Source organism: Microbacterium gubbeenense DSM 15944 (genome assembly GCF_000422745.1).
In the GTDB taxonomy this organism is placed as follows: Bacteria; Actinomycetota; Actinomycetes; order Actinomycetales; family Microbacteriaceae; genus Microbacterium; species Microbacterium gubbeenense.
Map to the genome: position 1 here is coordinate 327,323 of NZ_AUGQ01000002.1, position 12,364 is coordinate 339,686.

At 67.1% G+C, this 12,364-nt stretch carries 14 protein-coding genes; 7 read left to right on the forward strand and 7 right to left on the reverse strand.

Features of this window, described 5'->3' with window-relative positions:
* Positions 1–33 precede the first annotated feature (33 nt).
* From G510_RS0103510 to G510_RS0103520, 3 genes are all read right to left on the reverse strand, one after another.
* A complete protein-coding gene (locus tag G510_RS0103510; RefSeq protein WP_029152485.1) occupies positions 34–795 on the reverse strand; it encodes an ABC transporter permease in 762 nt (253 codons plus the stop codon).
* Positions 792–1,712, reverse strand: a complete 921-nt coding sequence (locus G510_RS0103515; RefSeq protein ID WP_029152486.1) for an ABC transporter ATP-binding protein — start codon at positions 1,710–1,712, stop codon at positions 792–794. Before G510_RS0103515 ends, G510_RS0103510 begins: the two co-directional genes overlap by 4 nt.
* An 87-nt stretch (positions 1,713–1,799) precedes the next feature.
* Positions 1,800–2,720 (reverse strand): TetR/AcrR family transcriptional regulator, encoded by a 921-nt coding sequence (locus tag G510_RS0103520; protein ID WP_029152487.1) that lies wholly within the window; start codon positions 2,718–2,720, stop codon positions 1,800–1,802.
* A gap of 80 nt (positions 2,721–2,800) precedes the next feature.
* Here G510_RS0103520 and G510_RS0103525 point away from each other — a divergent pair, with 80 nt between their 5' ends.
* Both G510_RS0103525 and G510_RS0103530 read left to right on the forward strand, forming a co-directional pair.
* Positions 2,801–3,670 (forward strand): daunorubicin resistance protein DrrA family ABC transporter ATP-binding protein, encoded by an 870-nt coding sequence (locus tag G510_RS0103525; protein ID WP_029152488.1) that lies wholly within the window; start codon positions 2,801–2,803, stop codon positions 3,668–3,670.
* On the forward strand, positions 3,667–4,452 hold the full coding sequence (locus tag G510_RS0103530) for an ABC transporter permease (RefSeq protein WP_029152489.1): 786 nt from the start codon (positions 3,667–3,669) through the stop codon (positions 4,450–4,452). The genes G510_RS0103525 and G510_RS0103530 overlap by 4 nt, the downstream gene beginning before the upstream one ends.
* 4 nt (positions 4,453–4,456) lie before the next feature.
* Here the strand turns inward: G510_RS0103530 and G510_RS0103535 are convergent, their stop codons facing one another.
* Positions 4,457–4,861 carry an ArsR/SmtB family transcription factor gene (locus G510_RS0103535; protein WP_029152490.1) on the reverse strand — a complete coding sequence of 135 codons (405 nt, stop codon included), beginning with the start codon at positions 4,859–4,861 and terminating at the stop codon, positions 4,457–4,459.
* A 135-nt stretch (positions 4,862–4,996) separates the two neighbouring features.
* Here G510_RS0103535 and G510_RS0103540 point away from each other — a divergent pair, with 135 nt between their 5' ends.
* Together G510_RS0103540 and G510_RS0103545 are read left to right on the forward strand one after the other, a co-directional pair.
* Complete coding sequence (locus G510_RS0103540) at positions 4,997–6,421, forward strand: TrkH family potassium uptake protein (RefSeq protein ID WP_029152491.1); 1,425 nt, start codon at positions 4,997–4,999, stop codon at positions 6,419–6,421.
* On the forward strand, positions 6,414–7,085 hold the full coding sequence (locus tag G510_RS0103545) for a potassium channel family protein (protein ID WP_029152492.1): 672 nt from the start codon (positions 6,414–6,416) through the stop codon (positions 7,083–7,085). The genes G510_RS0103540 and G510_RS0103545 overlap by 8 nt, the downstream gene beginning before the upstream one ends.
* Positions 7,086–7,245: 160 nt before the next feature.
* On the opposite strand, the gene proC is transcribed toward G510_RS0103545, so the two are convergent.
* Positions 7,246–8,085, reverse strand: coding sequence for a pyrroline-5-carboxylate reductase (gene proC / locus G510_RS0103550; protein ID WP_029152493.1), 840 nt, complete (start codon positions 8,083–8,085; stop codon positions 7,246–7,248).
* Positions 8,086–8,121: 36 nt separating this feature from the next.
* Between proC and G510_RS0103555 the strand changes: the two genes are divergently transcribed.
* Together G510_RS0103555 and G510_RS0103560 are read left to right on the forward strand one after the other, a co-directional pair.
* Positions 8,122–9,093 (forward strand): cation diffusion facilitator family transporter, encoded by a 972-nt coding sequence (locus G510_RS0103555; RefSeq protein WP_029152494.1) that lies wholly within the window; start codon positions 8,122–8,124, stop codon positions 9,091–9,093.
* A 12-nt stretch (positions 9,094–9,105) separates the two neighbouring features.
* The gene (locus tag G510_RS0103560) at positions 9,106–10,044 is read left to right on the forward strand and encodes an LLM class F420-dependent oxidoreductase (protein ID WP_029152495.1); all 939 of its coding nucleotides are present in this window, start codon (positions 9,106–9,108) and stop codon (positions 10,042–10,044) included.
* A 9-nt stretch (positions 10,045–10,053) separates the two neighbouring features.
* Here G510_RS0103560 and tadA read toward each other — a convergent pair whose 3' ends face one another.
* Positions 10,054–10,515: a tRNA adenosine(34) deaminase TadA gene (tadA, locus tag G510_RS0103565; RefSeq protein ID WP_029152496.1), complete on the reverse strand. Its 462-nt coding sequence runs from the start codon at positions 10,513–10,515 to the stop codon at positions 10,054–10,056.
* A 9-nt stretch (positions 10,516–10,524) separates the two neighbouring features.
* Positions 10,525–11,565, reverse strand: a complete 1,041-nt coding sequence (locus tag G510_RS0103570; protein ID WP_029152497.1) for an NAD(P)-dependent alcohol dehydrogenase — start codon at positions 11,563–11,565, stop codon at positions 10,525–10,527.
* A gap of 158 nt (positions 11,566–11,723) precedes the next feature.
* Here G510_RS0103570 and upp point away from each other — a divergent pair, with 158 nt between their 5' ends.
* On the forward strand, positions 11,724–12,359 hold the full coding sequence (gene upp, locus G510_RS0103575; RefSeq protein WP_029152498.1) for a uracil phosphoribosyltransferase: 636 nt from the start codon (positions 11,724–11,726) through the stop codon (positions 12,357–12,359).
* Positions 12,360–12,364 lie beyond the last annotated feature (5 nt).

A 12,364-nucleotide genomic window follows, 5' to 3' on the forward strand; every position in this document is an offset into this window, starting at 1 on the left:
TCTCACCTCCTTCTCGCCGCACCGTCTGACGACCTACTGCCGCGCGCGTCCGCGCCGCGAGATGAGGATCGTCCCGATCACGAACACCGCGCCCCACACGATGATGTTGACGATCGGCACCCACAGGTCGTCGTGCGACGGCGCCCCTCCGGTTGTCGAGGCGAGGTATCCCTCCGTGAGCGGATAGCGCGCGAGCGCGACGATTCCGTACAGCGGCGTGAACCGCGCGATGTCGAGCATCACGCCGTCGAGCGGGAAGAAAAGGTTGCCGAGGAAGGCGAGGATCACGAGAGATCCGCTCGCCGCGCCGACCGCGCCCTCCGAGCGGAACAGGAGTCCGGCCATCAGACCGAAGAACGAGAACACCGCGGCCCCGAGCAGCACGAAGAGTCCGCTGAAGATCCAGACCCCGGGTTCGGCCTCGGCGCCGGTGAGAGCACCGATCACGTAGATCAGCGCGACCGGAATGATCGCGATGACGAAGGCGACGGCCGCCTTCGTGACGATGCGCTGCGTATCGGTGAGCGGCGTCAGCCCGAGCTGGCGCCCCCATCCCTGCATCTGCTCGACGGCCGCGGCGCCGCCGATGCTCACGGTCGCGGTGACCGCGCCGTAAGCCGCCATGCCGATCATGACGTACGCCGAAACGTTGCCTTTGCCGATGTCGGTGGATCCGTATTCCTGGACCGCGCCGAAGATCACGTAGAGGAACGCCGGGAGGATCGCTGTGAAGAACATGGACATGAAGTCGCGCGTCACGCGTGCGAGCTCAATGCGGAAATACGTCGTATTCATCGCTCTGTTCCTTCCGTGAGCAGGCGGAAGGCATCGTCCATGCTGCCCGCCGTGATCTCGAGGTCCCGCGCGCCGATCGTCGTGAGCAGCGCCCGAGCGACCGCGTCCGAATCCGATGCTGTGACGACGAGGCGCCCCGCGTCGGCGGTGACGGCCATCACCTCGGGCATCGCCTCGAGCTGAGCGACCGCGTCGGGTTCGCGGTTCGGATCCACGAACGCCTGCACGCGACGCCCGGTCGCGGTCGAGCGGATCTCGGCCGTCGTGCCGTCGGCGACAACGTGCCCGCCGGCCATCATCACGATGCGCTGCGCGAACGAGTCGGCCTCTTCGAGGTAGTGCGTCGCGAACACGACCGTGCGGCCGGCGCGCGCGTCCTCGCGCATGGTCTTCCAGAACTCGGCGCGCGCCGTCACGTCCATGCCGGCCGTCGGCTCGTCGAGCACGAGCAGGTCGGGATCCGGCAGCAGCGCGAGCGCGAACCGCAGCCTCTGCTGCTCGCCGCCCGAACACTTCGAGACCTTGCGCTTCGCGATCGCCGTGATGTTCGCCCGCTCCATCGCCTCGTCGACCGCCATCGCGTCCTGGAACGTCGAGGCGATGAGCGTCACCGTCTCGCGGACCGACAGGTCCCGCAGCAGCCCGCCGGACTGCAGCACGGCCGACACGCGGCCGGCACGAACCGCACGGCGCGGCGCCTCGCCGAAGACCTGCACGTCGCCGTCGGAGGGATTGGTGAGGCCGACCACCATGTCGAGGGTCGTGGTCTTCCCGGCACCGTTGGGGCCGAGGAGCGCGACGATCTCGCCGCGAGGAATCGTCAGATCTATGCCGTCCACGGCGCGGAAGGTGGATCCGCCGGTGCGGAACTCCTTCACCGCCCGCCGGATCGTGATCGCGTCAGGTGACTGGTTCATGCCTCCAGCCAACTCCGGCCGGTGCCGCCGGGCGATCCCCTGGCGTCACATATCCGGCATGACGGATGTCATCTGTCGGAGTATCCGTCAGTCTGCACGCCGTTCCCGCGCTTCGCGCAGTGCCTGCGCCTGAGCGCGTCGGGCCTGCCGAAGCGCCTTCTCCGCGGAGCGGACATCCTTCTCCGCGCCAGCGGTTGCGCGCGCCGCAGCACGGTACCTCTTGTCGTCCGTGACGTCGAGATCGCTTTCGGCGGCGCGCTCTGGCTGAACATCACCGACGCGTCCTTCGACATAGGCTTCGATGCCATCGAGCGTGCGCTCTAAGCCGAACCGGAACGGATCCGCCTCGGAGACGAAACCACCAGCGTCGATGAGGTCGCGCAGACGCGGGTACTCGTCGGCATCGATGACGCGCTCGTACAGACGGCTCTCGTCGAGCGCGACCTCGGCGTCCGTCCGGCCGGTTTCGCGTGCGGCCGCGTCGCAACCGGCGTGCACCATGCCCTGCCACCGTGCCGCCCCCGTCACGGCGAGGACGACGCTGAGCTTGTCATCGAGCGACAGTGAGAGGGCATCGACCGCTTCGAGACCCGCCTCGATCCAGTGGGAGCTGTTGGGCGTCACGGGCGAGCCAGTGATCGGCAGCGCGAGGATCCACGGATGCCGCAGATAGATCGCGACCTGCTCGACGAAGAGCACGCCGAGCTTCGCACGCCATCCCTCGACGTCCCGATAGGCGAGGGATGGCATGCCGGTCGCCTCCTCCTGCATGAGGAGCAATAGGTCGTCTTTCGCACTGACGTAGCGATAGAGCGACATCGGTGTGAACCCGAGCTTCTTCGCGACGGCTGCCATTGATACGGCGCCGATGCCCTCCGCGTCGGCGAGCTCCACTGCCGCCTCGACGATGCGCTCGACGCTCATCTCGCGTTTGGGCCCGCGTTGCGGGTTCGCGGCGACCCCCCAGGCGAGGGCGATGCCGCGGGGGAGCTCGGTGTCTTCGGACATGACCCCAGACTATCGCTGTATACGTTATACACAGTGTGTTACTGTCATACACAGTTTTTTACGTATACAGAAAGGCGACCATGATTCCCGCTATCGACGTCCGTGCGCTGAGCAAGCGCTTCGGATCCCATACCGTGCTCGATCACATTGACCTGCAGGTCGGCCGCGGTGAGATCTTCGCTCTTCTCGGCCCCAACGGCGCCGGGAAGACGACGCTCGTGAACATCCTGACGACCCTCGTGAAACCCGACCACGGCTCGGCGTTCGTCGCGGGCCACGATGTCACCACGGCACCGACAGCGGTCACGCAGCGCATCTCGCTCACGGGCCAAGCGGCCGCCGTCGACGAGATCCTCACGGCCGAGGAGAACGTCGTGATGTTCGCGAGACTGTCGGGGCTCGATCGCCGGGCAGCGCGTGAGCGAGCCGGTGCGCTGCTCAGCCGATTCGGTCTGACGGACGCACGCGGACGCCGCGTCGGCACGTTCTCAGGCGGTATGCGGCGTCGTCTCGATCTGGCGCTGAGCTTCGTCGTGCACCCCGAGGTGTGCTTTCTCGACGAGCCCACGACGGGGCTCGACACGCGCAGCCGCCGCGAGCTGTGGAGCATCATCGCCTCGCTCGCGGATGCCGGCACCACGGTGTTCCTCACCACGCAGTACCTCGAGGAGGCCGACCAGCTCGCGGATCGCGTCGCCGTGCTTCACGATGGGCGCATCGCGGCGCTCGGCACGCCCGCCGAGCTGAAGCAGCGCGTCGGCGGCGGATCCGTCGAACTCAGGAACGCCGACGGATCTGTCGTCCGAGAGATCTCGACGGACGGAACGATCGCCTCGCTCCGCCACGCGCTCGACGATCTCGACCGCGACGGCCGCGGCGGCGAGATCGCCCTCGCCCGTCCTTCCCTCGATGATGTCTTCCTCGCCCTCACAGAAAAGGAGTCCGCATGAGCACCATCGCGCCGCGTCCTCGCCTCGGCGGCTTCACTGCCGAAGCCATCTTCGTCAGACGAAGCCTCCGCCACTCAGTCCGCGACGCCGAGTCACTCATCATGTCGGTCGCGCTTCCCGTCGTGCTCATGCTGATGTTCACATACGTGTTCGGCGGCGCGATCGATCCCTCGGGCGGCTACGTCAACTACGTCGTGCCTGGCACGATCCTCACCTGCGCCGGGTTCGGCGCCGCCACGACCGCGACATTCGTCGCGAACGACATGACGGGCGGCATCATCGACCGCATCCGCACGATGCCCCTGCGCTCTGGCGCGGTGCTCACCGGCCACGTCGTCGCCTCCTTGGTTCGCAACCTCGTCGCCACAGGCGTCGTGATCCTCGTCGCGCTCGCAATCGGCTTCCGCCCCCAAACCGGCCTCACCGGCTGGATCGGCGCCATCGCCATGATCGGCCTGTGGATCTTCGCGATCACGTACCTGTTCGCGGCGATCGGGCTCGCATCGGGATCTGCCGAGGCCGCCAGCGGTTACGGCTTCATTCTGCTGTTCCTGCCCTACATCTCGAGCGGATTCGTGCCGCTCGACACGATGCCCGGCTGGCTGCGGGTGATCGCCGAGGTACAGCCCGTCACACCCATCATCGAAACGATCCGCGGCCTGCTGATGGGCACAGATTCGGGATCTGCACCTCTGCAGGCCGTCGTGTGGTGCGCCGGGATCGTCATCGTCGCCGCCGCGTGGGGTGCGTGGCTGTTCCGGCACAAAGCCGGGAGACGCTGAGCTCCTACGCCCCGAGGCGCTTGAGCGCGGTCTGCACGACGGCGGCGGTGCGGCCGAGCGACTCCGCGAACTTCGATGCGGGTTCCGGCAGGGTCGGATAGACCGAGGTCGTCGCCTCGGCCGCCAGCTCGGCCTCGTCGACGAAGAACGGCATCAGCCAATCGTCGACCTGCTCGAGCGGCGTCTGATCAACGCGGTAGTAGCGGTGCTGACCGTCTTCGCGCACCGTGACGAGCCCGGCCTCGCGCAGCACCTTGAGGTGCTTCGAAACGGTGGGCTGGCTGACGGTGAGCTCGCCGACGATCTGCGACACGCTGGTGCCGTCCTCCGTCAGCTGGTCGCGCGAGAGCAGCACCTGCAGGATCTCGCGCCGAGTGCTGTCGGCAATCACATCGAAGATGTCGGCCATGCCCCTCAGCGTATGGCATGAACGGCATGTGCAACATGACCTGGCCCGCCCGGCGTTACGATGAGCGCTGTCCGATGTCACGATGAGAGGCACATGGCGATGCCACGCAGCCAGGCCGCACCTCGCGGCGACGCAATGAGGAACGTGACGAGAGCCGCATGGCGCTGGTTCCGCTTCATCACGACGCACTCGCCGTCGCGCTTTGCGATCTCCGTCTTCGCCGCGCTCATTCTCGTCACGACCGCGGTGCTGTCGCTTCCGATCGCGACGGCGGATCGATCCGTCACGCCGCTCGCCGACGCGCTGTTCACGGCGGTGTCGACGATCTGCGTCACGGGGCTGTCGAGCGTCGACATGAGCACGCACTGGTCTCACTTCGGAGAGGCCGTCATCTACGTCGGCGTCAACATCGGCGGCATGGGCGCGCTCACGCTCGCCTCGATGCTCGGGCTCGTCATCTCCAAGCGCATGGGCCTGAGGGCGAAGCTCATCGCGGCGGGCGACACGAACCCGCTTCGCGCCCATGGCGGCTTGGTGAACGAGTCACAAACGGTGCGGCTCGGCGAGGTCGGCATGCTGCTGCGCACCGTCGCGCTGTCGACGGTGATCATCGAACTCATCGTTGGGCTCGCGATCTACCCGTCGGTGCTGGCGAAGTACGGCTGGCTGGAGGCCCTCTGGGTTTCGCCCATGTACGCCGCGATGGCGTTCACAAACACGGGATTCACGCTGAATGACGGCGGGATCTCCGTGTTCGAGGACGACTACGTCTTCATGACCGTGATCATGATCGCCGTCATCATCGGCAGCGTCGGGTTCCCTGTGCTGTTCGCACTGTCGAGGCACCTGTTCCATCCGAAGAAAGCACACATCCTGCGCCCGTCCAGCTGGTCGCTGCATGTGAAGCTCACACTGATCACGTCGGGACTGCTGCTGATCGGAGGCGCGGGCGCGTTCTTCGTGCTCGAGTACGACAATCCCGACACCTTCGGCGCAATGCCGTTCGGCGAATCGGTGTTCCAGGCGCTGTTTCTCTCGACTATGACCCGCTCTGGCGGGTTCTCGTTCGTCGATGTCGGTGAGCTGTACGGATCCGGAACCGTCGTCGGATCGATGCTGATGTTCGTGGGCGGCGGATCGGCGTCGACCGCAGGCGGCATCAAGGTCACGACCCTCGCCGTGCTCGCGCTCGCGGTCTGGTCGGAAGCGCAGGGCCGCCAGTCGGTGCAGATCTTCGGACGCCGGATCCCCTCGGATGTGCAGCGCGTCGCGGTCGCGGTGCTCGCGTGGGGCGCGACGATCGTCGCGCTCGCGACCATCGTCGTCGCACAAATCACGCACGCCCCGATCGCGCAGGTGCTCTTCGACGTCATCTCAGCGTTCGGCACCGTGGGGCTCTCGACCGGACTGACCGAGGCCCTGCCTGAATCGGCACTGTATGTCATGGCGGTGACCATCTTCATGGGACGCGTTGGTACAGTCACTCTCGCCGCGGCCGTCGCGGCGACGTCGAAATCGCAGCTCTACGCGCTGCCCGTCGAAAGGCCGATCGTTGGCTGAACCGATCAGAAACGACTCACCGGTGCTCGTCATCGGGCTCGGCCGATACGGCGCTGCATGTGCCGGTGAACTCGATCGCCTCGACCGCGATGTCCTGGCTGTCGACGCCGACCTCGGTCTCGTGCAGAAGTGGTCGGACCGCGTCACCCACGCCGTACAGGCCGATGCTCGCAATATGGAGGCGTTGAGCCAGATCGGTGCGGCCGACTTCGACGTCGCGGTCGTCGCGACAGGCTCCTCGATCGAGGCGTCCGTGCTGATCACCGCGAACCTCGTCGATCTCAAGGTGCCGCAGATCTGGGCGAAGGCGACCAGTCAATCGCACGGCAAGATCCTCTCGCGCGTCGGCGCGAACCACGTGATCTACCCGGAGCGCGAGGCGGGCGAGCGCGTTGCGCACCTCGTAAGCGGTCACATGCTCGATTTCATCCGTTTCGATGATGACTTCGTACTCGTGAAGATGTTCCCGCCGAAGTTCATCCGGGGCGTCTCGCTCGCCGATTCGGGCGTGCGCACGAAGTACAACGTGACGATCGTCGGCGTGAAGTCGCCGGCCCGTCCGTTCCACTATGCCGAGGCCCAGACGGTAGTGACCGACCACGACCTCATCATCGTGTCGGGCACGAACGAGAACGTCGAGCGCTTCGCGTCACTGGATCGCTGACGCGGCCGCGCGCCGCATCGGTTCCGGTGACGCGAACGGATCCTCGCGGGGCGCGGAACGTCAGCACGCGTCACCGGAATGCGCACCCGCACAGTTCCCGTGACGCAAACGGATCCTCGTGGCGCCGCGAACAACCCGTCGCGTCACCGGAAGCGCGGGGTCACCCTTCCGCCGCGAGTTCCTTCGCGCGGGTGTAGGCCGCATCCGTCGCCGCCTCGAACGTCGCGGCGAGATCGGCCTGCTGCAGCACCTCGACTGCCTTCTCTGTCGTGCCCTTGGGGCTCGTGACGCGGCGGCGCAGCTCGGCGGCGTCGACCTCGTCCGACTCGAGCAGGCGCGTCGCCCCGATGAAGGTCTGCTCCGCGAGGAGCCTCGCCGTCTCGTCATCGAAGCCCTGATGCTTCGCCGCCTCGACGAACTGCTCGATCAGCAGGAAGACGTAGGCGGGCCCGGATCCGGAGATCGTCGAGATGGCGTCGATGCCGTCGTCGCCGTCGACCTCGACGACGGATCCGACCGTCTCGAAGAGCGTGCGCACGAGTGACATGTGCTCGGTCGTGGCGCGGGATCCCGCCGCGATGCCCGTGACTCCGCGACCGACCGTAGACGGCGTGTTCGGCATCGACCGGACGACGGCCGTCTCGCCGAGGCGGTCCTCGTACTGCTGCAGAGTGATGCCGGCGGCGAGGCTCACGACGATCGCGTCGTCGCTCAGGAGCGGCGCGATCTCGTCGAGCAGATCGGCCACCACGTACGGCTTCACGCCGACGATGACGATGCGCGCGCCGTCGATCGCGCGCGCGGTACCGTCCGGATCCGATTCGAGCGCGATGCTCGTCACGCCCTCCAGCTCGGCGAGCGCATCCGCCTTCGCGGCCGTGCGGTTCGTGACGCGGATGCCGTCGTCGACGGGGATCCCGCTCGCGATGAGGCCGCGGAGGATCGCGCCGCCCATAGATCCGGCACCAAGAAACGCGACTGCAGGAATACCGTGCGACATGCGTTCCACGGTACATGCCGTCATACACTCGGAGTCATGAGTGCACATGGTGGCAGCAAAGCGATCCTCGCGGCGTTCCTGGCAAACATGGGAATCGCCATTGCGAAGCTGATCGGATGGCTGCTGTCCGGATCCGCGTCGATGCTCGCCGAGGCCGTGCACTCGATCGCCGACTCGAGCAACCAGGTACTCCTGTTCGTGGGCGGCAAGCGCGCCAAGCGCCACGCCGACCAGGAACACCCGTTCGGGTACGGTCGCGAGCGCTACGTCTACGCGTTCGTGGTCGGCATCATCCTGTTCTCGGTCGGTGGGCTGTTCTCGGTCTACGAGGCGATCGACAAGTTCCGCCACCCGCACGAGCTCAGCGACACGTGGTGGTGGCTGCCGATCGTCATCCTGTCCGTCGCGATCGTCCTCGAAGGCTTCTCGCTGCGCACCGCGATCCGCGAATCGAACGGTGTGCGCGATCAGAAGCAGAGCTGGTGGCAGTTCATCCGCCGGTCGCGCTCCCCTGAGCTCCCCGTGCTGCTGCTCGAAGACTCGGCCGCCCTGCTCGGCCTCTTCTTCGCGCTCGCGGGCGTGACGACGTCGGTCATCACGGGCGATCCCATCTACGACGCGGCAGGAACGCTCGCGATCGGCGTGCTGCTGATCGCCGTCGCGGCCATCGTCGGGATCGAGATGAAGAGCCTGCTCGTCGGAGAGGGCGCGACAAGGGTGCAGCTGACCGACATCATCCACGCGATCGAGTCGGGCGACGATTCGCCGAAGGTCATCCACATCAAGACCCTGTACGTCGGCCCCGAGGAGCTCCTGGTTGCGGCGAAGATCGGGCTCGCGGTCGAGAAGCCGCTCGGCGCAGTGGCTCGCGACATCGACGAGATCGAGCAGCGGATCCGCGCGCACGTTCCCGAGGCGAAGATCATCTACCTCGAACCCGACGTGTACCGAGACGTCACGGGCGAGAAGCCGACGACGGCCGCGTTCGTGTTCCCGTCGAGCGATTGACAGAATCGGATCATGCCGATACCTGAGTTCTGCGTCTTCACCGAGCCCCAGCAGGGCGCGACCTACGACACCCAGCTCGCCTTCGCACAGCAGGCCGAGCGGAGCGGCTTCGACGGATTCTTCCGGTCGGACCACTACCTGAAGATGGGCGAGCACTTCTCCGGCGAGCCCGGCCCCACCGATGCCTGGACGACGCTCGCCGGCCTCGCTCGCGAGACGACGAGCCTGCGGCTCGGCACCCTCGTGTCGAGCGTGACGTACCGCGCCCCCGGTGTGCTCGCGATCCAGGTCGCGCAGGTCGATCAGATGTCGGGCGGCCGCGTCGAACTCGGGCTCGGCACCGGCTGGTACGAGGCGGAGCATCGCGCGTACGGCATCCCCTTCCCTGCCAAGAGGTTCGACCTGCTCGAGGAACAGCTCGAAATCGTGACGGGGCTGTGGGCGGCGCCGCGCGGCGGATCATTCTCGTTCGACGGCGCGCACTATCAGCTCGAGAGCTCCCCCGCGCTGCCGAAGCCGGTGCAGGATCAGGTGCCGGTCATCGTCGGCGGCGCGGGCCTCAAACGCACCCCGTCGCTCGCAGCGCGGTTCGCGACGGAGTTCAACATCGCCTTCCAGCCCGATGACGTCGTGCGGGATCGGTGGGCGCGCGCCCGAGCGGCGTGCGAGGAGATCGATCGCGACCCGGCGACGCTGAAATCAACCGTGGCGCTGACGACGCTCGCCGGCGCGAACGAGGCGGATCTCGCGCACCGCGCCGCCGCGACCGGCGTCGAGCTGGCGTCGTTCCGTGAGGATCACACGTTCAGCGGATCCGCCGACGAGATCATCGAGCAGGCCGGGCGCCTCATCGACGCGGGCGCCCAGCGGATCTACTTCCAGCTGATGGACATGTCAGACCTCGACCACGTCGCCTACATCGGCGAAGAGGTGCTGCCGCAGCTTCGGTGACGCGAGGCGTCAGCGGCGAGTGCGGAAGAAGCGCTCGAGCGGCGCGCGCGTTTCGTCTTCGAGGATCCCGCCGACGACCTCGGCGCGGTACGGCAGGCGACGGTCGCGCACGACGTCGTAGAGGGATCCGGCCGCGCCCGCCTTCTCGTCCCACGCGCCGAAGACGACGCGCGAGATGCGCGCCTGCAGCAGCGTGCCCGCGCACATCAGGCACGGTTCGAGCGTGACGATCAGCGTGCATCCGTCGAGGTTCCACGATCCGAGCTCGCGCGCGGCCTCGCGCATGGCAATGACCTCCGCGTGCGCCGACGGGTCGTGCGTCTCCTCGCGCCGATTGCGGCCGCGTCCGATGACACGGCCCGATGGATCCGCCACGACCGCCCCGACAGGGACCTCCCCTGCATTCCCCGCCTCGATCGCGAGCGCCAAGGCGCCCCGCATGAGGTCGACGTCTGCAGAGGAGGGTGTCATGCCTTCAGATTACGGGGTGACGACCGCGCGACCGCGGAGCGTTCCCTCGTGCAGGCGCTCGTATGCCGTGGCGGCGTCACTGAGCGAGAACGTCTCAGTCTCGACGGTGATCACGCCCGCCTGCGCGAGACGCAGCACCTCCATCAGCTCCGACCGCGATCCCCAGTAGGGAGCGCGCACCGTCGCGTCGTAGGGGCTGCCGAGCGTGCCCATCGTGACGCTGGCCACGCCGACGCCGATGAGCACCTGGTCGGTCTCCGTTCCCCGCAGCTTCGCGCCGAGGTCGGCAGTCGGCTGGATCCCGACGAAATCGAAGATCGCGGCGATGGCGGCGGTACCGGTGGCCTCACGAATGGCGTCGACGGCGTCGCCGTTCGAGAGGAACGCGTGGTGCGCCCCGACGTCCTGCGCAAGCTCGAGCTTCTTCTCGTCGACATCGAGCGCGATGACCGTCACAGAGGTCATCGCACGCAGAATCTGGATCGCGACGTGGCCGAGGCCGCCTGTTCCGATGACGACGGCGACCGTTCCGGGAACAAGCTTCGGGAGGGATCCCTTGATCGCGTGGTACGGCGTGAGGCCCGCGTCGGTGAGCGCGACGTTGGCCGCCGGATCGAGGTCGCCGAGCGGCACGAGGTGCCGCGCCGAGTCGACGATCATGTACTCCGCCATCGAACCGTCGTGGCCGAGACCCGGAGGGGTGATGCCGAGCTCGGCCGCACGCTCGCAGTAATTCTCCTTGCCCTGGGCGCACTGGTAGCAGCGGCCACATCCCCACGGGCCGTATACCGCGACCGAATCGCCGACGGTGACCTCGGTCACGCCTTCGCCAAGCTTGTCGACGATGCCGGCCCCTTCGTGCCCGAGCGTCATCGGCAGCGGATAGCTTGCGGTGTACTGCTCTTCGTCGAGGCTCATCACAAACGAATCAGAGTGACATGCTCCCGCCGCGGTCACCTTGAGCCGCACCTGCCCGGGTCCGGGCTCGGGCGTGGGAACCTCGCGGATCTGAGGGGGCTCGCCGATCTCGACGTACTGGAGTGCCTTCATGGGGTGGCGCCTTCCGTTCTGGTTGACGGGAGTCTCCCGTCGCTGATTCCATCCTGCTCCTCTTCTCAACGGCTGTCGATGTGGCGTCGCCACGTACACGCCTGATGAATTCCCAGGGTCCGTCGGAACTTCGCATCCGGAGGAAGTAGCCTGTGGGCATGCGCGTGCACATTGCCGACCACCCGCTCATCACTCACAAGCTCTCCGTGCTGCGGGACAAGGCGACACCGTCGCCCGTCTTCCGCCAGCTCACGGAAGAGCTCATGACGCTTCTCGCATACGAGGCAACTCGTAACGTTCGCGTCGTGGAATGCGAGATCGAGACCCCCGTTACGACGACGACGGGCGTGAAGATCGCGGATCCGAAGCCGCTCGTCGTCCCGATCCTGCGAGCCGGTCTCGGCATGCTCGAAGGCATGACGAAGCTGTTGCCGACCGCGGAGGTCGGATTCTTGGGCCTCGTGCGCGACGAGCAGACGTTCAAGCCGACGACCTACGCCGAGCGCCTGCCCGACAATCTTGCCGGACGCCAGTGCTTCGCGCTCGATCCGATGCTCGCGACCGGCGGATCCCTCGCCGCCGCGATCAAGTACCTGTTCGACCGCGGTGCGGAAGAGGTCACGGCCGTGTGCCTGCTCGGTACCCCCGAGGGCCTGCGGGCGATCGAGGGACTCGTCGGCGACCGTGATGTCACGCTCGTGCTCGGCGCGGTCGACGCGGGCCTCAACGAGAAGGGCTACATCGTGCCCGGCCTCGGCGACGCCGGCGACCGCCTGTACGGTACGGCGGAGTAGGCGCA